The following is a 23,974-nucleotide window of genomic DNA, read 5'->3' as shown; positions in this document are numbered from 1 at the left end:
CCCATCTCTTTCGAGTTCGCCCATGTCCCTGTTCGTCGTTCTTCTCGCCTTGCTTGGCGCCGATCCCGACAGCCGTTATGCGGCCCGGCCCCACGCCGACCGGATCATCCTCTCGCCAGGGAATGACCCGGCCCGGGAAGCCTCGGTGGCGTTCAGGACGGACCCGGGCCAGACGACCGCCCGGGCCGAGATCGCCCCCGCTCTGGAGGGGCCTGGGCTGGAGCAGGTCGCGCGACCGGTCGACGGGATCAGTCGGGAGATCCGGACGGTCAACGGCGAGGCCGTCTATCATCAGGTGCGGTTCACTGGCCTGGCGCCCGAGACCCCCTATGCCTACCGCGTACGGGGGGCGGACGGCTGGAGCGAATGGCTGCAGTTCCGGACCGCCTCGGCCGAGGCCGAGCCGTTCCGGTTTGTCTATCTGGGCGATGTGCAGAACGACATCCTCGCCAACGGCGCCCGCACGGTGCGTCAGGCGCTGAAGGCTGCACCGGATGCGGCTCTGGTGGTCCACGGCGGCGATCTGGTGGCGCAGGGCCGCACCGGGAATCACGATGACGAATGGGGTCAGTGGACCGAGGCGGGCGGCTATGCCTACGCCATGATCCCGCAACTCCCCGTCGCCGGAAATCACGAGTATGTCGCGGCCGAAGACCCGCAGGGGCGGCGGATCGACGTGCTGGGCCCACATTGGCCGCTTCAGTTCGTCCTGCCGGGCGGCGGCGCGCCGGGACTGGAGCAGACGACCTTCATCCTTGACCATCAGGGCGTGCGGTTCATTGGACTGGACGGGACGGCGGCGCTGGCGGACCCGGAGTTGCTGCGCAGTCAGACCGAGTGGCTGCGCGGGGCGCTCGACGGCAATCCGGGCCGCTGGTCGGTGGTGGTGATGCACCAGCCGGTGTTCACCTGCGCGCGCCCGACCAATACGCCGCTGCTGGAAGCCGCCTGGCGTCCCGTGCTCGAGGCCAGCGGCGCCGATCTGGTCCTGCAGGGACACGATCACTGCTACAGCCGCATCTCGCAGCCGCCGGGCTTCGTCGCCGAGGAGGGCGAGGTCGGGCCGATCTACGTCGTCTCAATCGCCGGCCCCAAAATGTACCAGCTGAATGCGCGCGCCGTGTCGGAGGCGGATCGTGTGGCCGAGGACACCCAGCTGTATCAGGTGATCGAGGTCGCCGGGGAACGCCTTCAGTACCGCGCCTACACGGTGGCGGGCCGGCTCTACGATGCGTTCGATCTGGAGAAGTCTGCGACCGGCGAGCGTCTGGTGACGCCCGCACTTCCTGGCCAGGCGCGGGTGTGCGAGGCCGGACAGGGACCGGACGGCCTGGCCTGTTCCGGGCGAGACCTGCGCAACCTGCGTTAGGCCTGTCACCTCCTGACCGGCGAGCAGAGGATTTCGGCTCGTACGCCGGGGCCCGCGCCCTCAGTTCGCGCACCCGTGCCGGGCGAGGCGGCGTCATCACTTCGGGAAGGAGACTCTGGAACGTCAGAAGCGACGGGACAGGGACAGCGAGAGATTACGTGGGCGTTGAGGCGTGTTCACGGTCTCCCGACCGACCAGGAAGGGGTTGCCGTAGCCGAACGTGTCCCCGTTTGCGCCGAATAGATTATCTAGACGGGCAACGGCGGACCAGTCCCCGAACTCCACCGCGGCGGCCAGTTCGGACGTCACGTAATCTCCCATCTCGGACTGCACCGTCGGGGAGAGTTGCTGCACGGACTGACCGACATAGCCGACCGAGGCGCTGACCCAGCTCCGCCGGCCCAAAACATGCGCATCCCGTCGCAGGGTCATGGCTCCCAGCAGGCTGGGAACGCCCGGCAGGTCGGTATCGATGGCCAGCGGATAATCCGCATCCCCGGCCTCCAGTTGGGCCGTATTGCCCATCAGATTGAAGTCGAACCGCCACGGCCCCTCTCGCCAGACGCCCTCGACCTCCAGGCCGCCGCTGTTGCCGTCGCCGATGTTGGCGGTGAAGGGCAGGCCGTCCTCGGACACGCGATCGGACTGGATCGAGCGCCAGTCGACGCCGAACCCGGCCAGGCGAAGCGAGAGACGATCCTCGAACAATCGCCAGCGCAAGCCGGCCTCCCAGCTTATGAGACGGTCCGGGCGGTAGGCGCGAAAAGGCTGGCCGCCTGCGCCCGGCTGGCCGTAGCCCTGGTCGAGCAGGGCGCCGCCGTTGAAGCCGCCGACGCGATAGCCTTCACTGATCTGGGCATACAGAAGGAGGGTGTCGGAAAGGTCATATTCGGCCACCGCCTTGGCGGCGAAGCCGTCGTCCGCATTCCGGCCCTCGAAGAGACCGGCGCCGCGTATCGTCTGGACCGTGGAGGATTCGGTCAGCACCTCGAAATACCGGCCGCCGAGGGTCAGGGTCAGTCGATCTCCGGGCGCCCAGGACGCCTCGGCGAAGAGGCCGAGATCCCGGGTGCTGTCGTCCTTGATCGCGCTGAACAGGGCCTCGTCGCTTCCGGCTTCGCGGATATCGCCGGTGCGCGCGTGGCTGTACTGGGAGACATAGAGTCCGATCAGGCCCGAGACGGCCCGGTCGGTCGGCGTGGCCAGCGACGCCTCCAGCGCAATCGCGCGGATGCTGTCCGCCTCGTCATAGGCTATCGGCGCGCCCGATCCGCCCAGGCTGGCGGCGGCGCGTGTCGCATCGTAGCGCCGGTCCAGGTCATGGATCTGGGCAGCCCCGCTGAGCTTGACCCGTCCCCAGGGTCGATCTCCCGTGACGGAGACGGTGATGGCGCTGAAGTCGTTGTTGCTGGGCTCGCTCTGGCTCAGCGAGCGGTCATACGGCGATCCGGATGCGAAGGCGTACTGGGTGTCGTTGATGGCCAGGTTCTGGTTGATCGAGGCGATCCGGACCTCCCAGTCCGGATCGAGCCGCCACAACAGGCTGACCCGGGACCCGTGGCGACGGGTCTTGCCGGTGTTGGTCAGGCCGAGGCCCGGGTCATCAATCACCCCTTCGAGTACTTCGCCGTACAGGACAGCGCGAAGCGCCAGCCGCTCCCGGACCAGAGGCAGGTTGACCATCAGATCGGTGGAATAGCCGGGGGAGGTGTCGGCGGCGAAGGTCAGGCCGCCCGAGACGTCCGCTTCGAAGAGGTCGATGACCGGCGACCGGCTGACCAGCTTCAGCACCCCGCCCATGGCGCCGGCCCCGTACAGGGTGGCCTGGGGACCGCGAAGAAGTTCGACCCGCTCCAGATCAACCAGCCGCAGGTCCGGGTCGGGGGCGTTGTAGGTGAGGCGGGTGTCGTCGAGATACAGGCCGACCATCGCCTGGGTCTGGCCGGTCAGGGCGCTGTCAGCCAGGCCGCGCACGAACAGCTTGTTCCGGCCGGGCCCCAGATTGGTGACGGTCAGTCCCGCGAGCCGCGTCGACAGGGCGGCGGTGTCGCGGCGGGCCGAGGCGTCGAAGCTCGCGCCATCCAGGGCCGAAATGGCGTACGGGGCGTCGCCCAGTTCCAGGTCGCGCTTCGTGGCGGTGACCACCACCTCGTCCAGGGTTGAGATGGGCGTCGGTTCCGGCGGCCGGACGGTCGGGGGCGGCGCCGGGGGAGCGGGCCGCTCGCGGACGATGACGAAGGTCCGGCTGTCGATCCGACGGACGCCGCAGCCGCTCCCGCGCAGCATGATCGCAAAGGCGGCCTCGACCCTATGCGCGCCCCGGACCGGACGGGACCGGCCGCAGGCCGTCGCCGCGCTGGTCTCGATGGAGACGCCGGCCTGGGCGCCCAGCTGCAGGGCCGCGCGGCTCATGGGCTGGGCCGGAACGTCAAAGGTGATCGTCGCCTGCGCCTTCGCCTCGCCGGCCGCCAGCGCGCCTGTCGCAAGAGCGCAGGCCGCAGCCGCCAGGATCATCGGGCAACGCACATCGGGCCTCATGCCGGGTCTAGCGCAGGCTCAGTTCGATGACGCCGTATCTGCGCGAGGCGGTGACCGGCAGGAAGGCCTCAAGCCGGCGCACGGTGGCGTCCTGGTCCTCCAGCGCGAGAACCCCCGTGAACCGGAGACGACCGGCGTCTTCCGACACCCGGACAGGCGTGGCGTAGGCGCGGCTCAGGTCCGCCGCGACCTCCGACAGGGGACGATCTTCATAGACCAGCCGTCCGCTGCGCCAGCCGGCAGGCGTCACGGGGGCGTCGCGCACCTCCAGGACGGGCGCCGCATCCAGCCGCGTGACGGCCTGGCCACGCGTCAGACGGACGTTGCGCCCGGCGTCCGCCAGGTCGGACACGCGCACGACGCCGCGTGATACGCGGACCTCCGTGCTGTCGTCGTCCCGGCGGACATCGAACGCCGTCCCCAAAACCTCGATCCGGCTCTGGCCCACTGTGACGCGGAACGGTCGGTTCACGTCGCGGGCGACATCGAAGGCGGCCTCCGCATCGTCCATCTCGACCAGCCGCTCGCGCCCCGACAATCGCACGGACAGACGTGAGGCGCCGTTCATGGCGATCGTCGAGCCGTCGGCAAGACTGACGATCCGCTGTTCGCCGGGGGCGGTGACGTAGACGGTCTCGCGCGTTCCGAGCGCCGGCCCGAACATGACGACAGCGACGGCGGCGGCGGCCACCAGACCGGCAGCCGCGCCCCAGGCCCAACGGGGCGGGCGCGCGGGGACACTCCGCCGCGGGCCCGGCAGCGGAGCGATCGCCGGGGCGGAGCGGGCCAGCGCGGCGTCCAGGGCCGCCGGATCCTCCTGCAGCGCGGCCCAGAGTCCCTCGGCTTCGGCCAGGGCGTCGGCATGGTCAGGCGACTGGTCCAGCCAGGCTTCAAGGGCGAGGTAGTCCGCCTCGCCCATGTCGTCGCCGGCCAGCCGAACAGCCCAGGCCGAAGCCTGTTCGAGAAGGACGGGGGAGCGGGCCGAAAGGGGCTGGGTCATGAGGTGTGCACCGGACGCCGGAAACGGCGTCCATGGAAAGAGACGCCGCGGCGCGTGCGGGTCCACAATTGAAGATGGCGAAAATTCGACATCAAGGCCATCCCACCCGGCTCAGCAGGGCGCCGAGCGCCGTGCTCAGATACTTCTCTACCGAACTGCGCGACACGCCCAGTTGCGCGGCGATCTGCGCATGGGTCAGTCCGTCGACCCTGTGCAGGCGCAGGGCCGTGCGGACATTGGGCGACAGGGTTTCGAGCGTGGCGGTCACCTGGTCCAGCTTTAGCCGGGCCCAGGCGGCGTCCTCCGGCGACGGGGTGTCGGACACGGACAGGCCGTCCGCGCTATCGACCCAGGTGTCCGACCAGGCCTGCTCGCGCGTGGCGGACCGCCGGCCCTGACGGGCGGCGTCCAGCAGCAGGTTTCCACCAACCTTGTAGAGGAAGGCGAGGGGATTGAGGACCTCCGCCGCCGCAGCCTCGGACAGGGCGTCGATGCGCACGTAGATGTCCTGGACAATGTCCTCGGCGCGGTCCGCCGACCGGGTTCGCGCCGTGAAATGCCGCACGAGTTCGGGCCGGCGATCCAGGTAGACGGCGAGCAATTCGGTCTTGGCGCGCGTCCCCACCCTGGTCTGGTCTCCGGTTCCGCTGCAGCTCAGCAGGCGGACTTGTCCGACGGCCCGAAGCCGCGCGCAAGGGGGGCGGTGACGCTCCGCGATTTTTTGCGGGCGTCGATTGAGAGGTTGCGAAGCCGGCGACGTCCTTGACCGGAACGCCCCGGGAAATCGGGCGCGATACCCTCTCGGACCGGAGCCTGCATTGTGACCATGACCCTCGCCGCCTCGTTCCGGGGCGTGGCGCCGTGACGGCCCGAACCGGGGTCATCTCCCCCATCCGCGTAGCCCTCGAAGCCCCGGTCAGGGCGACACAGACCGACTGGACGATCCCTGGTCTGGTGGTCTCGATCGTCGTGGCCAGCCTCGCGTTTCACTTCGCTCCGATCCTCGATCTGGCGGTGAGCGACGCCTTCCATGATCCGGTGGCCGGCTTCAGCCTGGCGGACAATACCGCCTTGCGCCTGTTGCGGGCCAGTTCGACCTGGGTCCTCGCCGGCCTGCTGATCCTGGCGCTCATCCGGATCATCCTCCACGGTGTGCGTGGGCGAGCCGGTTGGGCGCGTGGCCGACGTTGGGTCTGGCTGCTGACGGGTCTGCTGGTCGGCCCGGGGTTGCTGGTGAACGGCGCGCTGAAGTCGCTCTGGGGCCGGCCGCGTCCGGTCGGCACCGATCTGTTCGGCGGCGAGGCCCCGTTCCAGAAGGCCTGGGTGGTCAGCGACTGGTGCGAGCGCAACTGCTCGTTCGTCAGCGGAGAGGCGTCCTCTGCGGCGTGGATCGTGGCGGCCGCCTTCCTGGCGCCGGGGCGGGTCCGTCCTTTTGTCGTCCTGCTCGCGACAGCCTACGCCCTTGCCCTGTCGGTCAACCGGATCGCTTTCGGCGGCCACTATCTTTCAGATGTCGTGCTGGCCTGGCTGCTCTGCGCCCTCGTCTTCGCCCTGCTGTATCGGCTCATCGTCGGGTTCGGGCCGCGGGAGCCTGTTCGCGCCGCGCACACCTCCGTCCGGAAGGTCGCGTCTTGACCCCGCCGAACTCTGCGGCGTCGCCGCTGACAGCGGTTCCGCTGCACGGGCGACCGGACGCGGCGCGGACCACCCGTCGGGTGACGGTCGTGGTCCCGACCTACAACGAGCGTCGCAATGTCACCGCCCTGCTCAGGAAGTTGCGCGCCGCCCTGGGCGGACTCTCCTGGCGGGTGATCTTCGTCGATGACGATTCCCGGGACGGCACCGCGCGTCTGGCCCGCAAGCACGCGGTTCGCGATCCGGCGATCCAGTGCCTGCAGCGCATCGGTCGTCGCGGATTGGCCGGGGCGGTCATAGAGGGCGTTCTGGCCAGTCCGGATCGCTATGTCGCGGTCATCGACGGGGATCTGCAGCATGACGAACGGCTGATCCCGGCCATGCTGGCCCGGATACAGGCCGAGGACGCGGACGTGGTGATCGCCAGTCGCTTTCTCGACGCCGCGGCTCCGGTCGAGGGGCTCAGTCCCTTGCGGTTGGCCGGCAGCCGGCTGGCGACCCGTCTCGGCCGCCGGGCGCTCAAGGCCCGGGTCACGGACCCCATGAGCGGCTTCTTCCTCGTGCGACGCGATCTGGTCGAGGCCGTCGCTCCCCGCCTGTCGACGGAAGGCTTCAAGGTCCTGTTCGACATCATCGCCTCGGCTCAACGCCCTCTCAGGATTATCGAAATGCCCTACAGGTTCGGCGATCGCGCCGCAGGCCAGAGCAAGATGGACCGTCGCGTCGTGCTGGACTACCTCGGCCTGCTGACGGCCAAGCTGAGCAATGATCTGATCTCGCCGCGGCTGGCCGGTTTCCTCGCTGTCGGCGCCACCGGGGTCTTCATCCATCTCGGCGTGCTGCGGGCCCTGTTGTCGGTCGGGTTCACCCAGGCCCAGTTCATCGCCGCGGCGACGGCGATGACCACAAACTATCTGCTCAACAACAGCCTGACCTACCGGGACCGGCGCAAGCAGGGGCTGGCCCTGCTGACCGGCTATCTGGCGTTCTGCCTCGCTTGCAGCCTGGGACTGGCGGCCAATGTGGGCGTCGCCTCGCTGGTGCGCGCCCACGGCGAGGTGTGGTGGGGCGCCGGCCTGGCCGGGGCGGCGGTCGGCGCCCTGTGGAACTACGTCTGCGCCTCGCTGGCCGTCTGGCGAAAGTAAGGGAATGCAGGAGACCGGCGAACGTGGACCGGGGCTGTGGACGGTCATCGGCGTGGTCCTTCTGGTCGCGGTCGCCAGGCTGGCGTTCGCCGGCCTTCTGCCGCTGACGGAGGACGAGGCTTACTACCGCCTCTGGTCGATGGAACTGCAGGCCGGCTATCACGACCATCCGCCGATGATCGCCTGGTGGATCGCGGCCGGTCGGACCCTCGCGGGGGACAATGCCCTGGGGGTGCGGCTGTTGCCGGTGCTGGCCCAGGTGGCGGTCGCCGCCTTGCTGGTCTCCACCCTTCGCACGCTCGGCGCCGGACCGCGACCGGCGCTGCGGGCCGGCCTGTGGCTGAACGCGGCCCTGCTGGTCGGCATCGGGGGGCTGCTGGCTATTCCGGACGCGCCGACGACCCTGTTCTGGACCCTGACCCTGTGGGCGATCGCCCGCGCCATTCATCCCGCCGCCACGCCCGCACGGGCCTTGGGCTGGTGGGCGGTGGCGGGCGTGGCGGCCGGTCTCGCGGTCCTGTCCAAATACTCGGCGCTGTTTCTCGCTCCCGGACTGCTCCTGTGGCTCTGCCTGACGCCCGAGAACCGCCGAAGGCTGCTCACGCCCGGCCCCTGGCTGGCCGCGATCCTGGCGGCGGCGGTGACCGCGCCGCATCTGGTCTGGAACGCGACGAACGGCTGGGCGTCCGTGCTCAAGCAGTTCGGTCGGGTCGAACCACGCGCCTTCTCTTTCTGGGGTCTTCCTGAACTTCTGGCGGGACAGTTCGTCCTGCTCAACCCGATCATCGCCGTCTTTCTGGTCACGGCGATCTTCGCCCGGCGAAAAGGCGCTCCGCTGGCCGCGACCGCCTTGCTCTGGGTGACGGCGGTGCCGTTTCTCGCCTACCTGGCGGTGCATGCGCTGCATGATCCGGTGCAGGCGCACTGGCCGGCGCCCGTCTATCCCGCGCTGATTGGCCTGGCCGCGCTGGCCGCCGAGCGGGCCGGGGAGGGATCACGTCCCGGTCGTCGGTGGCGAAGGGCTGCGCCGGTTGTCGGGCTCGGTCTCGCGGGCCTGATCCTGATGCTCGCTGTGACGCCGGCGCTTGATCCTGTGACGGGACCGGCGATGCGACCCCTGCGGGGCTGGCCGCTCTTCGCCGAGGCCGTGCAGGCGCGGGCCGTCGCTCCCATCGCGATGAAGGCCGCGGACGAAACCCCTCGAGGCGAACGTAGAGGCGATGCGCCGACGGCCGCCTGGATCGGAACGGCGAGCTATGGTCTCGCGGCCCAGCTGCAGGCCGAAAGCGCCCTTGAGCTGCCGGTTGTCCAGTTGAACGACAGGGCGCGTTACGCGACGCTGCCCGCGACGGTTCCTCCCGACTTCGCCCGCCCCGGCCTGGTCGTCGATCTCCCACGGAGGGTCTCGGCCGAAGCTCTCGGCGCCTGCTTCGCGAAGGTCCAGGCGCTGGCGCCGATCCACAGGCCCGTGGCTGACAGCCCGGCGCGCGCCGTGACCTATGCCGTGTACCGGGTGGAGCAACCCCGACGTCTCGTCGCCGGCGGGTGCCGACTGGGCCGCGACCTGACTACGCCCTGAAACCCTCTCTGCTGTTCCGCGCGGAACGGCGCCGTCCTGCCAGGCTTCGGGCGCGGACCGGGCCGTTTGCCGGCGCGCGATGTGTGTCCCGCCACGCGGAGATTCCCCAAGGACGGTCGGGCCCTCGTCGTCTCTCTCCGGTGAAGTTTTTTGACGTCATCGGTTGAGAGGTTCCCGACGCGGCGACGTCCTTGACCGGAGCGCCAAGGAACATCGGGCGCCGACATCCATCGAGACGGAGCCTGCCCCATGACAAAGACCCTCGCCCTCCTCGCCCCCGTGGCTCTCGCCGCCGGACTGAGCGCCTGCCACACCACTGCGGCGCCGGACTCCGGCTACCTCGGCGGCTACTCCGACATGACCGCGCAGAAGCGTGGCATGGGCGCCAATGTCCGGCAAAGCCGGGACGACGCCGCGTCGGACGCGGTGACCGCCGTCTTCCTCGAACCCGCCGTGTTCGCGCCGGCCGTGGGCGAACGCCTGACCGACGTCGAGCGCGCCATGGTGCTGCGCGAGGTCGACCGCCAGATCTGCTACGAGGTGAGCGAACGCTTCAATGTGGTGACGGCCCCGTCGCCGGACGCCGCGCGCGTCCGCACCGCTGTCGTGCGGCTGCATCACACCGGTCGCTTCGGGTCCGCGGCCAGCGTCGCCGCCGGCTATTTCGTGCCCGTCATCAACCTGCGGGTGCCGGGACAGACGGGTGGCCTGGCCATCGAATCTGAAATGCTCGATGCCCGTTCGGGGCGCCAGATCGCCTCGATCGCCTGGGCCCGCAACGCCCAGTGGGTCGGCCGGGACTCGCCGTCGTTGTCGCGGGTCGGCGACGTGCTGCAGATGGCCGAACCGCTCGGCGACGCGGTGGGGGACGCCTTCTCCACGTCATCGCGCGAGGTGACGGAGAACCCGGATCCGGATCCCTGCGCCGCCTTCGGGTCCCGCAACAATCTGGGGCGTGACGCCGCCAGTTTCGCCTTCGGTTTCGCCACCGGACTGTATTCGCCCGAGGTCGCCGGCACCGGCGCCCGTCGCGCGCCCCCGCAGCGCTGACCCAAAGCCGCCGCCCGCGTCCGACCCGGATAGCGGCGCGGCGGCGCCTGCGGCCCGACGCCCCTCATCTTCCCCCGGAACATCGTCATGACCCCTGGCCCCTGGTCGGCGTCCGCCGTCCTTGCAAATCCCCTGCGCCGGCGCGTCCGCCGCCCTCGCACCACGGCGGAACTCCGCCAGCATCGTTTCTATCGCCACCTGCTTCTCTGGATCCTGCAGACCTGGCTGGCCCAGTTCTATCTGTTCGCCGGCTATACGAAGCTGACGGAAGAGCCCCACCTGCTGGAACTGCTTCTGACCTGGCCCTCGCGCGTGGATGCGGCGGTGGTCCAGGCGGCGGGCTGGCTCGAGATCGGCCTCGCGGTGGGGGTGCTTTCGCCCCTGCTGTCGTGGACCCGCTTCCGGCCCGTCCTCCAGGTCGCCGCCGCCCTGCTCATGATCAACGCCCTCGGGATGGCGATCTTTCATGGTCTTGAGGGACAGGTCTACATCACCGTGGTCAACCTGTTGCTCTCCGTCATAGCGGGGCTGGTTCTGGTCGGACGTCGCGACCGCCATGAGCTGTCGCTGAAAGCCGGAACCCTTGGCCATGGGGCGCGGGGCGGGGGCGTGGCAGGCCCGCGCCATGCGCATCAGATCGTCCGGGAGGATCGCTGATGCGCGTCGCCTTCGGCGGTCGTGCACGGCCGATGATCGTCCTTCTGCCCGGTCTGTGCGGCCTGGCCGGGTGCGCGTTGCAGGGACCGTACACGCCGCCCGCGACCGTTGATGACAACAGCCGTCTGGCGCCCATGGCGCCGCTGGCCCCGCCCCTGGCCCCCGGAGCCGCATGGTGGAAGACGCTCGACGACCCCGCCGTGGACCGGCTGGTCGAACAGGCTCTGGTCGCCAATCCCGATCTGGATCGCGCGGTGGCGCTGATCGCGGAAGCCCGCGCCCTGGCCGGAAGCGCGGCGGCTGCGCAGTCGCCGTCCGTAACCTTTGAGGGCGGCGTGTCCGGCGAGTCGACGCGGCCGGCGTCGACGTCTGGCGGCGGATCCCGGACAGTCGGGACCGCCGGCCTCGCCGTCGCCTGGGAACTCGATGTGTTCGGTCGCGTGCGCGGCGAGGTCGAGGCGAGCCGCAATCGGCTGGACGCCCGGGTCGCCGAGGCGGAGGCCGTTCGTCTGGCCCTGATCGCCGATGTCGCCGACGGAGTCACGGGATTGAGGGCCTGTCGCACCTCCCTCGAAGCCCTATCCCTGGACATCGCTTCGCGACGGACTGTGCTGGATCTGACCCGGGCGCGGCGGGAGGCGGGCTTTGACGCCGACCTCGACGTCTTGCTGGCGAGGACCGGTCTGGCCAATGCCGAGACCGCCCGGGCCCTGCGCCTGCAGGAGTGCGATGGGCTGGTCAACGCTCTCGTCCTGCTGACGGGCGCCGAGGCCGCCACGGTCCTCGATATCCTTGAGGCCGCGCCCTTCCAGCCGCCGGCCCTGCCGCCGCCAGTCCGGCTGCCAGGCGCGGTGCTGCGCTCCAGCCCGTCGGTGGTGGCTGCCGAGCGCGCGGCTGAAGCCGCCTGGGCTGACATCGGCGTCGCCAGGGCCGAACGCTGGCCGCGGATCGACCTGACCGCCGTCCTGACGGGCCAGTGGCTGAATGCTCTGGGGACGACGACAGAGTCCGGCACGGGAACCGCGGGGCTCGGCCTCGTGCTGCCCATCTTCGACGGAGGGCGCGGCGCTGCGGCTGTGGCCGGCGGCGAAGCGCGCTACGCCGCCGCCCTGGCCGACCTTGATCGCGCCCTGCGCCTGTCGGCGCGCGATGTCCGCAATGCTTTGTCGGCGGCGGCCTCCGCCCGCAGCCGGGAGCTTTCCGCCCTCGACGCCGATGCGGCGGCGGCGGCGACCGTGCGCGCACGCGAAGCCCAGTGGCGGGCGGGCGCGATCAGCCAGTTCGAGCTGGAGGCGGCCCGCCAACAGGCATTCGTCGCCCGCGACAGCGTCATCACCGCCGGTCGGGACGCCGCCCGCTCCTGGGTCGCCCTTGTCCGCGCCGCCGGCCCCGATCTCCTTCTTTCAGAGTCTGTCCAATGAACCGCACAGCCGCTCATCGCTTCCGCCTTCCGATCGGCTGGCCCTTACCCCCGCGTCGGCCGCGCACCTGGTGGATCGCCAGCGCCGCGGTGGTGGGGCTGGGCCTCGCCGGCGTCGTCGTTCTGGGTCTCTCGGGGCCGGCGGCCGGGGAGCCCGAGGCCGGGCCGCGACCATCCATCACCGTGACGCTTGGCGCAGCCGAAATGCGGATGTGGCCCTCGACGCTTGAAGCATCAGGAGCGGTCGCCGCCTGGCAGGAGGTGATCCTCGCCGCCCAGATCGGTGGGCTGCGGCTGACCGAGGTCCGCGTCAACGTCGGCGACCGGGTGCGTCGGGGTCAGGTGCTGGCGGTGTTTGATGCAGCGGCGCCGCGCGCCGAGGCGGCGCGGCTCGAGGCGGCCCTCGCCCAGGCTGTCGCAGCGGCCCGGCGCGGGGACGCCGACTTCGACCGCGCCCGCAGTCTGGCGGGGAGCGGCGCGTTGAGCGACCAGGAGGTGCTGCGCTACGCCACCGAGGCCGAAAGCGCCCGCGCAGGGGTGCAGGCCGCCCGGGCGGCGCTCGACGCCGCGCGCGAGCAACTTCGCTATGTGGTGGTGCGGGCGCCGGACGACGGGGTCATCGCGGCGCGGTCAGCGACCGTCGGCTCTGTCGGTGGTGTGGGGACTGAGTTGTTCCGCATGATCCGGCAGGGACGTCTGGAATGGCGCGGTGAGCTGACCGCGGCCCAGCTGGCCCGCGTCTCGGTCGGCCAGTGGGTGGAGCTGAGGCTGCCGGACGGCAGTGCCGCCCGGGCGCGCGTGCGCCAGACCGCGCCGGCGCTCGATGAAAGCACGCGGCTTGGCGTGGTCTATGCCGACCTTGTCACGCCCGGGTCAGCGCGCGCGGGCATGTATGCGCGAGGCACGGTGATGATGCCGGAGACACCGGCGGTCGTCGCGCCGGCCCGCAGCGTCGTGCTGAGGGATGGCCGCCACTACGTCTACACCACGACGCGGCAGGGCGACCTCCTGGCGACCCGCGCCCATCAGGTGACGCCGGGGCGGCGACAGGACGGCGAGGTCGAGCTTGTGCAGGGCGCGCCCGTCACGCCTTTCGTGGTGGATGGCGCCGGCTTCCTCAAGGACGGAGACCTTGTGCGGCAGACCCGCCGGGGCGCTGTTCCGGCCACGCCTTCCCGTCCGCCAACCGGTCCGTCCGGTGACCAAGCGGGAGCTCAAGCGCCCGCAGCAGGAGCCGGCGCATGACCCTGGCGACCTGGTCTCTTCGCAACCCCATTCCCGTCATACTGCTCTTCGTCCTGCTGACGATCGCCGGCGTGTGGGGGTTCACCTCCTTGGCCAAGCAGGACCTTCCGGACCTGGACCTGCCGACCGTCACGGTCAGTCTGGTGCAGCCCGGGGCCGCGCCCGCTCAGCTGGAAACGGAAGTCGCCCGCAAGGTGGAGAACGCGGTTGCCGCGGTCGCCGGGCTCAAGCATGTGACCACGACCATCACGGATGGCAGTGTGTCGATACAGGCCCAGTTCCAGCTGGAGAAGCCGCTGGCGACCGCCCTGTCCGAGACCCGTGACGCGGTCGACAGCATCCGGTCGGACCTGCCGGAAGACCTGCAGCCGCCGATCGTGACGGCGACCAACGTGGTCGGCGGCGCCATCCTCACCTATGCGGTTTCCGCCCCGGGCCTGGACGAGGAGGCCCTGTCCTGGCTGGTGGACGATGCGGTCAGCCGCGCCGTGCTGAAAGTCGAGGGCGTCGGGCGGTTTGCCCGCGTCGGCGGGGTGGATCGCGAGATCCGTGTCGAGGTTGATCCCGTCCGCCTGACGGGGCTGGGCGTGACGGCCGCAGACGTCTCCCAGGCGCTGCGCGCCATGCAACAGGAAAACTCCGGCGGACGCAGCCAGGTGTCCGGAGGCGACCAGGCGGTGCGGGTGATCGCGACTGTGAAGGAGGCCGCCGATCTTGCGGCCCTGCCGATTGTCGTGGGCGACCGGCGTTTGCGTCTCGATCAGGTGGCGACGATCCGCGACACCACCGGCGACCGGTCACAGGGCGCACGGCTCGATGGCCGGCCGGCTGTGGCGTTCGAGGTGTTTCGGGCGCGTGGCGCCGACGAGACCCGGATCGCGGCGGGCGTCGCCGATGCCCTGAATACGCTGGAGCAGGAGCGGCCCGGGGTCCGCTTCACCGTCGTGGCGGACACCACGGTCAACACCCAGGACCAGTTCAGTGGCTCCATGCAGATGCTGGTGGAGGGCGCGATCCTGGCGGTGATCGTGGTCTTCATCTTCCTGCGCGACTGGCGCGCGACCCTGATCGCCGCCGTGGCCCTGCCCCTGTCGATCCTGCCCACCTTCGCGGCCATGTCCTGGATGGGGTTCAGCCTCAACACCGTGACGCTTCTGGCCCTGACGGTGAGTGTCGGCATCCTCGTCGATGACGCCATCGTGGAGGTGGAAAACATCGCCCGGCACCGACAGATGGGCAAGCCCGCGGCGGTCGCCACCGCCGACGCAGTCAACGAGATTGCGCTGGCGGTGCTGGCGACAACCCTCACCCTGGTGGCGGTCTTCCTGCCGACCTCGCTCATGCCGGGCTTGGCGGGGATCTTCTTCAAACAGTTCGGCTGGACCGCGGCCATCGCCGTGCTCGCGTCCCTGCTGGTGGCCCGTCTGGTCACCCCGTTGATGGCGGCCCGGATGCTGCGCGATCATCCGCCGAAACCGACGCGCGATGGCTGGCTGATGACCCGCTACCTGGCGACGGTGCGCTGGTCGTTGCGCCGGCGCTGGATCGCGCTCGGTGCGACGGTCCTCGCGTTCGGCGCGTCGGCGGCGATTGTGCCCTTCCTGTCCACCGGGATGATCCCCGCCTCGGACACCGGCCAGACGACCATCAGTCTCGAGCTGCCGCCGGGCAGCGCCTATGCGGACACCCTGGCGGCGGCGGAGTCGGCAAGGGCGGCGGTCGCGAACCTTGAGGGCGTCGACTCCGTCTTCACCGCCATCGGCGCCGGTGGGGAAAGCGCAGGAGGCGATGTGGCGGCCGCCGTACGCCGGGCCACCCTCATCCTCGACTTGGCCGACCGCGGCGCCCGACCGGGCCTGCAGGACATCGAACGGCAGGTCCGCGAGCGCATGGCCGGCGTACCCGGCGTCCGCTACTCGGTCGGCGGCGGGGGCGGCCCCGGCGGAGCCCTGTCCCTGATCCTTGCCGGCGACGATGCCGACGCCCTCAAGCAGGCGGCCCTGCGTTTCGAGAACGAGCTGCGCGCCGTGGGCAGCCTGTCCAGCGTCTCCTCCACCGCCTCCCTCGAACGGGCGGAGCTGGTCGTGCGGCCTGATCTGGAACGGGCGGCCGAGCAGGGCGTGTCGACGGCGGACATTGGCGACACGGTGCGGATCGCCACCAGCGGCGACTATGTGATGGCGCTGGCGCGGCTGAACCTCGAGAATCGCCAGACGCCGATCCGGGTGCGTATGTCCGATACGGATCGCGCGGATTTCGACACCCTGGCGGGGCTGCGGGTCGCGGCGGCGAACGGGACCGTTCCCCTGTCCAGTCTGGCGGACATCCGCCTGGAGACCGGGCCGTCGCAGATTGATCGCTACGATCGCCAGCGCTTTGTCACCGTCAGCGCCGATCTGAACGGCATGGCCCTGGGCGATGCGACAAGGCAGGCCATGGCCCTGCCGGCGGTGCGGGACCTCCCGTCGTCGGTCCAGTTGATCGAGACGGGCGACGCCGAGCTGGGGGCCGAGCTGGGCGCGGGCTTTGTCTTCGCCTTCGTGACCGGCGTCCTGTGCATGTATTGCGTCCTCGTCCTGCTGTTCCGGGATCCCTTGCAGCCGATCACAATCCTGTCCGCGGTGCCGCTGGCGCTCGGCGGGGTGTTCGTGGCGCTGCTGGTCACCGGTTCGGAACTGAACCTGCCCGTGATGATCGGCGTCGTCCTGTTGACCGGGGTGGTGACCAAGAACTCCATCCTGCTGGTCGAGCATGCGCTCGTCGGCATCCACAAGGAGGGGCTGGGGCGCGGCGAGGCCTTGCTGGCGGCCTGTCACGCGCGGGCTCGCCCGATCCTCATGACCAGTCTGGCGATGATCGCGGGCATGGCGCCGATCGCACTGGGCCTGGGCGCGGAGCCCAGCTTCCGCCAGCCGATGGCCATAGCGGTGATCGGCGGCCTGGTGACCTCGACCCTGCTCAGTCTGGTGTTCGTGCCGGTCGCCTTCAGCCTGATGGCGGGATTTGAAGGTCGCGTCGTTCGGCTGACCCGTCGGCTGCGGTCGTCCGGAGCCACGCCGACCTCCGCGCCGGAGGTCCGGTGAGCCTTTCGGGACCGGTGCAGGCGCGGCGTGGCGGGGCGTCCGGGAGGGCGCCGCCGCCCGCCGCCGGGTTCGGGCGGTTCACCGGTCCCATCCTGTTGACGCTGAAGGGCTGGCTTGCCCTGTTCTTCATTGCTGCGGGCTACGCCAAGCTGTCCCAGCCCGCCGACATCCTCGCCAATCTGATGATCTGGCCCGCGCGGGTGGATCTGGCTTGGGTCCGGGGCCTGGGCGCTCTTGAGATTGGCGCAACCCTGTTGCTGGTCCTGCCGGCGCTGCTGGACCGGCCCTCGACCCGGACGGCGGCGCTGGGCGGCGTTTGCCTGCTGGGGGGCGAGGCGGCGGCGTTCGGTCTCTGGCACGCCCTGACCGGGGCGCTGACGCTTGTGCTGACCGATACGGCCGTGGCCGCGGTGTGCGGCGGGATCGTCCTGGGGCAGCGCGGCCCGCCGCGGGCGCCGGAGACGCCCTGACCCGATACGCCGACCCTGCTTCGGCGTTCGCCCGGGATACCCGGCCTTCAGTCGGACGGCGCGGGATCCGTCGCGGCCGACGGCTGACGGTCGATCAGGCTCCGCCCCTCCGTGGAGCGTTCAATCTCGAAGGCGTCCCTGATCCGGCCCGTCGCATCAAAGGCGTGGAAGGAGAGGCGGCCGGGGGTCAGGTCCACGATCTGGAACAGCTGTGTGTCGCCGATCCGCACATCCGCCTGCGTCGCGGACTGGGGGTTGAGCGGATACATCTTTCCGCCCGCGATCGAGACCACATAGACCGGGCCGTCCAGAGACCGAGTGCGCCCGGCCTCGACCGGACCCGCGTCCGGATCGGAGGCGCGGCTATAGCAGTGGTCATGGCCCTGAAGGACCAGATCGGCGCCGTGCGACTCCAGCACCGGGCGGAAGGTCGAGCGGATGCGCGTCGGCTCATAGTTGCGGCCACAGCTGAACACCGGATGGTGCATGACCACGATCTTCCAGCGGTCGCCGGCGCTGTCGAGGGCCGCGCGCAGCCAGTCCCGCTGGGCCTCCAGGGTGCCGAAATTCAGGGCTGAGGTGGTGTCCAGGACGATGAACCGCACGCCCTGATGATCAACCAGATAGCTGGTCGCCTGCGCGCCTGTCGCGCCGTTGTCCGGCAGGGCGAACTGGACCGGCCAGTGCGGCCCCAGACGGGTGTAGTCGGTGTCGCCGTCGGCGGTGCGGGTCTCTAGGTACTCGTGGTTCCCGGCCGCCGGGATTTGCGGAAGCGAGGCCAGAAGGGCGCCGCCGGCCTCGGTCCACTCGCCCCACTCGGCGTCATGGGGATCGCCGTCGCGCTGCTGCACCAGATCGCCCGCGTGCACGACTAGGGCGGCGTCAGGCGCTGTCCTCCAGGCCTGCCGTACGGCCCGCGCCCCGACCTCAAGGACGTCGTTCTGAAGGTCGCCCAGATAGACGAAGCGGAAAGGCCGCGCCTCGGCCGCCGCCGTTCGGAAGGACCGCCATTCGCCCCAGCCGTCGGCCCCGCGCAGGCGATAGGCATAGGCGGTGTCGGGCGTCAGGTCCGTGAACCGGACCTGATGGTAGCGGGCGACGCCCAGCGGGGTGGACAGCTCGGTGGTCCGGCCCTCGATCCGCTGCGCCGCATCCTCGATGTCGGGACCGCCGTCGTCAACGACGAGCTCGGCGCGGGCCGTCGTCTGACGGGGATCGGTGCGCCAGGCGACGGCCATTTCGCGCGCGGGATCGGCCCCCGGCGTCAGCACGACCCGGTCCGGCCAGCCGCCCGCTCGCCAACGCTCGACCACCGCCGGCCGCACGCTGTCAGGATGCAGCTCCTGGGCGGCGACCGGGGAGGCGGCGATCAGCAGGCCGGCGAGCAGGCTGACGCTCATCAGAAGCTGGCTCGCACGCCGAGCTTCACCGTCCGGCCGAAGGCGGAGTTGGTGTAGAGGATCGCGCCGTTTTCATCGCCGCGATAGTAGTCGATTTCCGCCTCGTCGGTCAGGTTGGCCGCGTCCAGATAGAGGCGGACGGTGTCGGTCAGGTCGTAGCGCAGGTTGAAGTCCACCTGGGTCACGGCGCGGCTGTAGACGTCCGATTCCGGATTGCTGGACAGGATGGCCAGAGCCTCGCCCTTGTGGTTGGCGGCCAGGCGCACCGACAGGCGGTCGTCTTCCCAGCCGAAGGAGAGATTGCCCAGGAAGTCGCGCTGGTTCGGCAGGGAGAACATCTCGCCGGCGCGGACGCTGGCCGAGGATTCGGAGTCCGCGAAGGTGGCGTTGGCCTGGACAAACAGGCCCGACAGCAGGCCCGGCAGGAAGGTGAAGCTCTGGGTGGCGGAAAGCTCCAGGCCGATCACCTCGGCCTCGTCGCCGTTGATCACGGTCTCGATGGCGGCGAACTCGTCCGAGACGCCCGCCGGCAGTTGCAGGCCCAGCAGCGGCAGGTCGGCGCCGTCGCCCTCGAAGTCGATGAAGAAGTTGTCGATCTTCTTGTAGAAGACCGCCGCCTGCAGGGCGGTGTCCGACGACGGATACCAGGCCGCCGAGACATCAACCGAGTCCGCCGTCAGCGGCTCCAGCCAGGGATTACCGGCGAACAGGTCGCGGTCGGTCGGATCGTTCTCGTTGAACTGCACCCGCATGCGGTTGGCTCGGTCGGTGAAGTTCGGGCGCTGAATGCCGCGGGTGGCGGAGGCGCGGATCACGAGGTCGTCGGTCGGCTCCCACCGCACGTGGAGGCCGGGGAACCAGTCGGTGTAGCTGTTCGACAGCGTTCCCAGGTCGATGATGGTGCCGGTGCCCGGCTGGCCGTCCGGCCCGCGTCCCGAACCGTCGAACTCGGTGAACCAGCCCTGGCCCTCCGCCTCGGTGTGCTCGACGCGAACACCGGCGATGACCTTCAGATTATCGGCGGGCTCGACGGTCAGCTGGCCGTAGCCGGAGGTGACGTCCTCGGCGTTGAAATAGTCGACCGCGACCGAGAGATCCTCACGTTGGTAGGCCGGCTGGGCCAGCAGGACGTCGCGGGCTTCAAGGAAGGCTTGCCAGGCGCTGCCGGCGGTCGGGAAGAAACTGTCATAGCCCCGGCCCGGGACATCGAAGATGTCCAGATCGGCCATGTCGATCGAATAGCCGTAGGTGCGCGGATTGCCCGAATATTCGCTGCGGTCGTTGAATTTCTCGCGCCAGCGCGCCTTGACGCCGAAATCGACGCGAGCAGGCATGCCGAAGTCCAGCTCGCGGCCCAGATCCAGTCCCGCCGTCCAGATTTCGTCCTCGCGCACTTCCGGCACGAACAGCAGCTGGTTGAATTGATAGTCGCCGGGATCGAAGGGATCGTCGCCGTCTCCGCCGTCGCCGATCGCCGGGGTCAGGCTGAAGTCCTCGCCCGAGAAAACCAGGTCGACCAGCAGATCCTCGGTGCGGAACCGACCGCGCATGGCGTCGGTGTTCTCGAACTTCGACAACGACCAGTCCAGCTGGGCGCCGATGTCCCAGCCCCCGCGGGTCAGGTTCAGTCCGGTCGACAGGCTGGTGATGGTGTCGTGGATGTCCTGGAAGAACAGCCGGCGCTCGTTTTCAACGATGTCGAAACGGCCGCCGCGCGGGCCCAGTTCAAGGATGTCCTCGTCCTCGGACTCCTCGATGACCCAGATGTCCTGGAAGCTCAGATCCTCGTCATTGAGCTTGCTCCATGTCCCGCGCAGGAACAGCTCAGTGTCCTCGACCGGGCGGTATTCCAGATTGACCGAGGCGTTCCAGCGGGTGCGCTCGCCGGTCTCGGTGACCTGGATGACTTCGTTGGGACGCAGGTATTCGGGTTCATCCGCTTCAAGGGCGGTCACATAATCGACGCCGCCGTCCGCCTCGAGCTCGGTCCCGGCGATGGGGCGTCGCGAATAGGCCAGGCTGGCGCCGAAGCCGAGGCGATCATCCATGAACCGGCGGGTGAAGTTGGCCGAGATCTGCTCGCCCCATTCCTCGACCACATCGCCATAATAGCCCTCGACCCGCAGCTGGGCGGTTTCGCGACCGGAGAAGGCCGACAGGGTCTTCAGGTCGATCACGCCGCCAATGGTGTCGGCGTCCTGGTTCGGCAGGGTGGATTTGCTGATCTCGATCTGGGCCAGTTGTTCGTTCGACACCGAGTCCAGAGACACGGAGGCGGTGTCGACATTGGAGGTGCCCAGACGAACGCCGTTGACGGTGACGGCGGTGAACTCGGACGGCAGGCCGCGCACGGAGACGCTGCGGCCCTCGCCCTCGGAACGGCCCAGCGAGACGCCGGGCAGGCGCGACAGGGACTCGGCCACGTTCTGGTCGGCGAACTGGCCGATGTCCTCGGACGAGACGACATTGACCAGATTGTCGGCTCGACGCTCGACCCGCTGGGCCTGCTGGAGCGCGGCCAGAGACCCGGTGACCACGACGTCGGTCAGGGTGGTGGAGTCGGCCAGCGACGGGCGGCCCGCATCGTTGACGGCGCGCAGGGTGATGACGCCGCGGCTGTCCTGCACGATGGTCAGGGGCAGGCCGGCGATGACCTGACGCAGGGCCTGATCACGGGTCATCGCGCCGCGCACGCCCGGCGAGGTCAGGCCTTCGACGGCGGCGTAGGGGTAGAGGATCTCGGCCCCGGCCTGCGCCGCGAAGGCGTTGAGCGTCGCCGCCGCCGGTCCGGCCGGCACGTTGAACCGGATCACCGCCTGCTGCGCCGCCGGCGTCTGGGCCAGGGCCGCGGCCGGCAGCGCCGTCAGCAGAGTGGTCGAAAGAAGCAGGGCGAGCGTGCGCGAACCTCTGGAAGGCATGTGTATCCCCGATTTTGCCTTGGTCGCCGGTCGGGCTGTTCCGCCGGCGTCTGCCCCCAAGGACGAAGGGGATCGGGCTATCCGCTACCCGGCGGTCGATTTTCTTTCGATGACGACGCCGCTGGTCGTCGGGCGGGCCTTGAGATCGAAGCTCTGCTCCAGGGCGGTCAGGAAGGCTTCGGGGCGAACGGTGTCGAACCGCCCGCCGATGCGGATGGCGGCGACGGCGGGATCGGCCACCACCAGCTTTCGATCCAGATAGCGGTTGTACTCGGTCACCGCCTGGCCGAGCGTCTGGCCGGCGAAGACGATCTCGCCCCGTCGCCAGGCTGTGGCGGCGGCGATATCGGGGGCGTGTTCCGGGGCGACCGGACGGCCTTCGGACAGGCGAACCTTCTGCCCGGTCAGCACGGTGGTCGCGTTCGCGCCGCGCCTGCCGACCCGCGCGCCGCCGTCGATCACCAGCACCTCGGGCGCGGCCTCGACGGCCCGGGCGGAGTAGCCGCCGGGGGCCAGCAGAATCTCGTCTCCGGCGATGCGCAGGGTCGCTCCGTCGAGCACGTCCCTGTCGATGAACAGCGCCGCCTCGCCCTGCTCAAGCCAGACCTCGCTTGTCCGTCCGCGCGTCTTCCACGACACCCGACTGTCGGTGTTCAACTCGATCGTCAGGCCGGGCGCGGCCTCGAACCGGCGCATCTCGCCGACCGCTGTCGCCGCATGGGCGCGGTCGTCGCGGAACAGCAGGGCGCCGCCGCCGCCGATGGCGAGAACCGGGCCGATGACGGCCGCGGCGCGCAGGAAGGCCCGGCGGCCGCGATCTTCGAAACGCGTCTGACGGAGAGGCGGCGTCGCATCGTCCGCATCGTGCGCCTGCTCCATGGCTTCCCAGTCGGCCAGAGCCTGGGCGAAGGCGATGCGGTGGCGGGGATCGGCGTCTCGCCAGCGCGCGAAATCGTCAGGCCGGGCGGTTCCGGCGTCGAGCCGCACCACCCAGTCCGCCGCTTCCGCCTGCAGGTTCGTGTCGCTGCTCACCGCGCTGATCGTTCCCTTCCGTTAGGTCGCTCTGTAGCGCCTGCATCACTGATTGTAGGCCCTTGGAGAGGTGGGTCTCCACCGTAGAGACGGACAGGCCCAAACGATCCGCTATCTGACGAGTGCTGAGATCGTGAAATTTTCGCATTTCCACGCATTTTCGCCTCTGCGTGGGCAGGGCGGCAATGGCGTCGCGGACGAGTCTGAGCCTCTGTCGGCCCGCCAGCTGGGCGAAGGCGTCGGGCGCCTCGTCCTCCATCACCAGCAGGGCGTCGTCGCCGCGGCGGTCGAACGGGGTCAGCCGCGCCTGACGCAGCCGGTCGATGGCGAGGTTGCGAACGATCAGCAGCACATAGGCCTTGGGGCGGGCGATGGCGCGCCAGTCGGCGAGGCCGATGACCTTGACGTAGGCTTCCTGGACGATGTCGCGCGCGGCATCGTCATCCGTGGCCCAGCGGCGCGCCTGACGCAGATAGGCGGCGGCGTGCGGCAGAACCTGATCGATGAACCAGCGATCCGCCTCCGACACCGGGATCATGCGTCGCCCTCCGCATACTGGAAGGGCGTGGGTAGTCGGTTCCGGTTACACCCGGCTCACGATCCCTTGTCGGTTCGGTGACAACTCAGCGGGTCTGTTCCTGTCGGACGCGCCGCAGCTCTTCGGCGGCGACCTCGAAGTCTGCCCGGAATTCCGGGTTCGCTTTCAGGGCCGACACGATAACGGCGCCGACCACGCGACCGGCCTCGACATCGCTGGCGTAGTGGACGCCGCAGATCATCCGGCTCTCACCGTAGGCGATGCCGCGCGCTAGAATGGCGTCGGCGCGGTCGGGCGCCATTTCCGCCAGCACCAGCGCCCAGGCCCACCCCAGCGCCGTGTGGCCCGAGGGATACGAGCCGCTCGGCCCCAGCCAGGGCTCGGGCGTGAAGCAGGTGTCCGCTGGCTCGACGACGAAGGGGCGCTGGCGGAAATAGCCGCGCTTGGCCGGCGTCTGGATGGTCTCCAGATCGCCCAGCATCCGGCCCAGCAGAAGGGTCAGGGTCGGCATCTGTTCCGGGACGAATTCGATGCCGAGCGCCTCGTTGAAGATGCGCGGCGCCGACGGGGTCTCGATCTCGTTGTCGGCGGCGGCCTGCGCCCAGCGCGGCGTGCCCTTCAGCGCGCGGGTGGCGCGGTAGATGGCGATGTCGTCCTGCTCGCGCAGGGAGCCCGGCTCAGGCGGCGGCGGCAGGAAGTTGGCGGCGTTCGGCGCGGTCGCCTTGTTCAGATAGCCGTGCGGATGGTCGCGGAAGCCGGTCCAGAAGGTCGGGGCCTCAACCCGGGCGGCGGTCTGGTCCGCGGGGCCGTCGGTCGTGGCGCAGCCGGCGAGGACAAGGGCGAAGGCGACGCCGGCCAGCGGGCGGGCGTGGAAGGAAGCAATCATGGGAACTCT

The 23,974-nt window shown here is 70.0% G+C and carries 18 protein-coding genes; 10 read left to right on the top strand and 8 right to left on the bottom strand.

The window, feature by feature from the left end:
- The first annotated feature begins 22 nt into the window (after positions 1-22).
- Positions 23-1,369, top strand: coding sequence for a metallophosphoesterase (locus ACFQQC_RS11610; protein ID WP_376862551.1), 1,347 nt, complete (start codon positions 23-25; stop codon positions 1,367-1,369).
- A gap of 123 nt (positions 1,370-1,492) precedes the next feature.
- Here ACFQQC_RS11610 and ACFQQC_RS11605 read toward each other — a convergent pair whose 3' ends face one another.
- From ACFQQC_RS11605 to ACFQQC_RS11595, 3 genes are all read right to left on the bottom strand, one after another.
- On the bottom strand, positions 1,493-3,907 hold the full coding sequence (locus ACFQQC_RS11605; protein WP_376862550.1) for a TonB-dependent receptor domain-containing protein: 2,415 nt from the start codon (positions 3,905-3,907) through the stop codon (positions 1,493-1,495).
- Between the two features lie 7 nt (positions 3,908-3,914).
- On the bottom strand, positions 3,915-4,907 hold the full coding sequence (locus ACFQQC_RS11600) for a FecR family protein (protein WP_376862549.1): 993 nt from the start codon (positions 4,905-4,907) through the stop codon (positions 3,915-3,917).
- A 91-nt stretch (positions 4,908-4,998) separates the two neighbouring features.
- Positions 4,999-5,532 carry an RNA polymerase sigma factor gene (locus tag ACFQQC_RS11595; RefSeq protein ID WP_376862548.1) on the bottom strand — a complete coding sequence of 178 codons (534 nt, stop codon included), beginning with the start codon at positions 5,530-5,532 and terminating at the stop codon, positions 4,999-5,001.
- A gap of 236 nt (positions 5,533-5,768) precedes the next feature.
- On the opposite strand from ACFQQC_RS11595, the gene ACFQQC_RS11590 reads away from it, so the two are divergent.
- From ACFQQC_RS11590 to ACFQQC_RS11550, 9 genes are all read left to right on the top strand, one after another.
- The gene (locus ACFQQC_RS11590; protein WP_376862547.1) at positions 5,769-6,542 is read left to right on the top strand and encodes a phosphatase PAP2 family protein; all 774 of its coding nucleotides are present in this window, start codon (positions 5,769-5,771) and stop codon (positions 6,540-6,542) included.
- Positions 6,539-7,687 carry a glycosyltransferase gene (locus tag ACFQQC_RS11585; protein ID WP_376862546.1) on the top strand — a complete coding sequence of 383 codons (1,149 nt, stop codon included), beginning with the start codon at positions 6,539-6,541 and terminating at the stop codon, positions 7,685-7,687. Before ACFQQC_RS11590 ends, ACFQQC_RS11585 begins: the two co-directional genes overlap by 4 nt.
- A gap of 4 nt (positions 7,688-7,691) precedes the next feature.
- The gene (locus ACFQQC_RS11580; protein ID WP_376862545.1) at positions 7,692-9,266 is read left to right on the top strand and encodes a glycosyltransferase family 39 protein; all 1,575 of its coding nucleotides are present in this window, start codon (positions 7,692-7,694) and stop codon (positions 9,264-9,266) included.
- Positions 9,267-9,515: 249 nt separating this feature from the next.
- On the top strand, positions 9,516-10,316 hold the full coding sequence (locus tag ACFQQC_RS11575; protein ID WP_376862544.1) for a DUF3313 family protein: 801 nt from the start codon (positions 9,516-9,518) through the stop codon (positions 10,314-10,316).
- Positions 10,317-10,403: 87 nt separating this feature from the next.
- A complete protein-coding gene (locus ACFQQC_RS11570; RefSeq protein WP_376862543.1) occupies positions 10,404-10,973 on the top strand; it encodes a DoxX family protein in 570 nt (189 codons plus the stop codon).
- Positions 10,973-12,394, top strand: a complete 1,422-nt coding sequence (locus ACFQQC_RS11565) for an efflux transporter outer membrane subunit (RefSeq protein WP_376862542.1) — start codon at positions 10,973-10,975, stop codon at positions 12,392-12,394. Before ACFQQC_RS11570 ends, ACFQQC_RS11565 begins: the two co-directional genes overlap by 1 nt.
- The gene (locus ACFQQC_RS11560; RefSeq protein ID WP_376862541.1) at positions 12,391-13,638 is read left to right on the top strand and encodes an efflux RND transporter periplasmic adaptor subunit; all 1,248 of its coding nucleotides are present in this window, start codon (positions 12,391-12,393) and stop codon (positions 13,636-13,638) included. Before ACFQQC_RS11565 ends, ACFQQC_RS11560 begins: the two co-directional genes overlap by 4 nt.
- Entirely contained in the window at positions 13,635-16,721 is a 3,087-nt protein-coding gene (locus ACFQQC_RS11555; RefSeq protein WP_376862540.1) for an efflux RND transporter permease subunit, read from the top strand. The genes ACFQQC_RS11560 and ACFQQC_RS11555 overlap by 4 nt, the downstream gene beginning before the upstream one ends.
- A complete protein-coding gene (locus ACFQQC_RS11550; RefSeq protein ID WP_376862539.1) occupies positions 16,718-17,191 on the top strand; it encodes a DoxX family protein in 474 nt (157 codons plus the stop codon). Before ACFQQC_RS11555 ends, ACFQQC_RS11550 begins: the two co-directional genes overlap by 4 nt.
- A 47-nt stretch (positions 17,192-17,238) precedes the next feature.
- On the opposite strand, the gene ACFQQC_RS11545 is transcribed toward ACFQQC_RS11550, so the two are convergent.
- The 5 genes from ACFQQC_RS11545 to ACFQQC_RS11525 form a co-directional block, all read right to left on the bottom strand.
- On the bottom strand, positions 17,239-18,591 hold the full coding sequence (locus ACFQQC_RS11545) for a metallophosphoesterase (RefSeq protein ID WP_376862538.1): 1,353 nt from the start codon (positions 18,589-18,591) through the stop codon (positions 17,239-17,241).
- Positions 18,591-21,509 carry a TonB-dependent receptor gene (locus tag ACFQQC_RS11540; protein ID WP_376862537.1) on the bottom strand — a complete coding sequence of 973 codons (2,919 nt, stop codon included), beginning with the start codon at positions 21,507-21,509 and terminating at the stop codon, positions 18,591-18,593. The genes ACFQQC_RS11545 and ACFQQC_RS11540 overlap by 1 nt, the downstream gene beginning before the upstream one ends.
- Positions 21,510-21,593: 84 nt before the next feature.
- Entirely contained in the window at positions 21,594-22,541 is a 948-nt protein-coding gene (locus tag ACFQQC_RS11535; RefSeq protein WP_376862536.1) for a FecR family protein, read from the bottom strand.
- Complete coding sequence (locus ACFQQC_RS11530; RefSeq protein WP_376862535.1) at positions 22,465-23,079, bottom strand: RNA polymerase sigma factor; 615 nt, start codon at positions 23,077-23,079, stop codon at positions 22,465-22,467. The genes ACFQQC_RS11535 and ACFQQC_RS11530 overlap by 77 nt, the downstream gene beginning before the upstream one ends.
- A gap of 85 nt (positions 23,080-23,164) precedes the next feature.
- Entirely contained in the window at positions 23,165-23,965 is an 801-nt protein-coding gene (locus ACFQQC_RS11525; protein WP_376862534.1) for a phosphatase PAP2 family protein, read from the bottom strand.
- Positions 23,966-23,974: the final 9 nt, after the last annotated feature.

Source organism: Brevundimonas sp. GCM10030266 (assembly GCF_042666595.1).
Classification (GTDB): domain Bacteria; phylum Pseudomonadota; class Alphaproteobacteria; order Caulobacterales; family Caulobacteraceae; genus Brevundimonas.
Note: the sequence above shows the minus strand (reverse complement) of the source record. Positions and strands in the feature narration are given on the sequence as shown.

Bases quoted from the DNA above. Each gene is read 5' to 3' on its own strand.
- ACFQQC_RS11575 (WP_376862544.1), top strand. From the start codon at position 9,516: ATGACAAAGACCCTCGCCCTCCTCGCCCCCGTGGCTCTCGCCGCCGGA.
- ACFQQC_RS11540 (WP_376862537.1), bottom strand. From the start codon at position 21,509: ATGCCTTCCAGAGGTTCGCGCACGCTCGCCCTGCTTCTTTCGACCACT.
- ACFQQC_RS11610 (WP_376862551.1), top strand. From the start codon at position 23: ATGTCCCTGTTCGTCGTTCTTCTCGCCTTGCTTGGCGCCGATCCCGAC.
- ACFQQC_RS11570 (WP_376862543.1), top strand. From the start codon at position 10,404: ATGACCCCTGGCCCCTGGTCGGCGTCCGCCGTCCTTGCAAATCCCCTG.
- ACFQQC_RS11530 (WP_376862535.1), bottom strand. From the start codon at position 23,079: ATGATCCCGGTGTCGGAGGCGGATCGCTGGTTCATCGATCAGGTTCTG.
- ACFQQC_RS11525 (WP_376862534.1), bottom strand. From the start codon at position 23,965: ATGATTGCTTCCTTCCACGCCCGCCCGCTGGCCGGCGTCGCCTTCGCC.
- ACFQQC_RS11580 (WP_376862545.1), top strand. From the start codon at position 7,692: ATGCAGGAGACCGGCGAACGTGGACCGGGGCTGTGGACGGTCATCGGC.
- ACFQQC_RS11560 (WP_376862541.1), top strand. From the start codon at position 12,391: ATGAACCGCACAGCCGCTCATCGCTTCCGCCTTCCGATCGGCTGGCCC.
- ACFQQC_RS11555 (WP_376862540.1), top strand. From the start codon at position 13,635: ATGACCCTGGCGACCTGGTCTCTTCGCAACCCCATTCCCGTCATACTG.
- ACFQQC_RS11605 (WP_376862550.1), bottom strand. From the start codon at position 3,907: ATGAGGCCCGATGTGCGTTGCCCGATGATCCTGGCGGCTGCGGCCTGC.
- ACFQQC_RS11565 (WP_376862542.1), top strand. From the start codon at position 10,973: ATGCGCGTCGCCTTCGGCGGTCGTGCACGGCCGATGATCGTCCTTCTG.
- ACFQQC_RS11600 (WP_376862549.1), bottom strand. From the start codon at position 4,907: ATGACCCAGCCCCTTTCGGCCCGCTCCCCCGTCCTTCTCGAACAGGCT.
- ACFQQC_RS11545 (WP_376862538.1), bottom strand. From the start codon at position 18,591: ATGAGCGTCAGCCTGCTCGCCGGCCTGCTGATCGCCGCCTCCCCGGTC.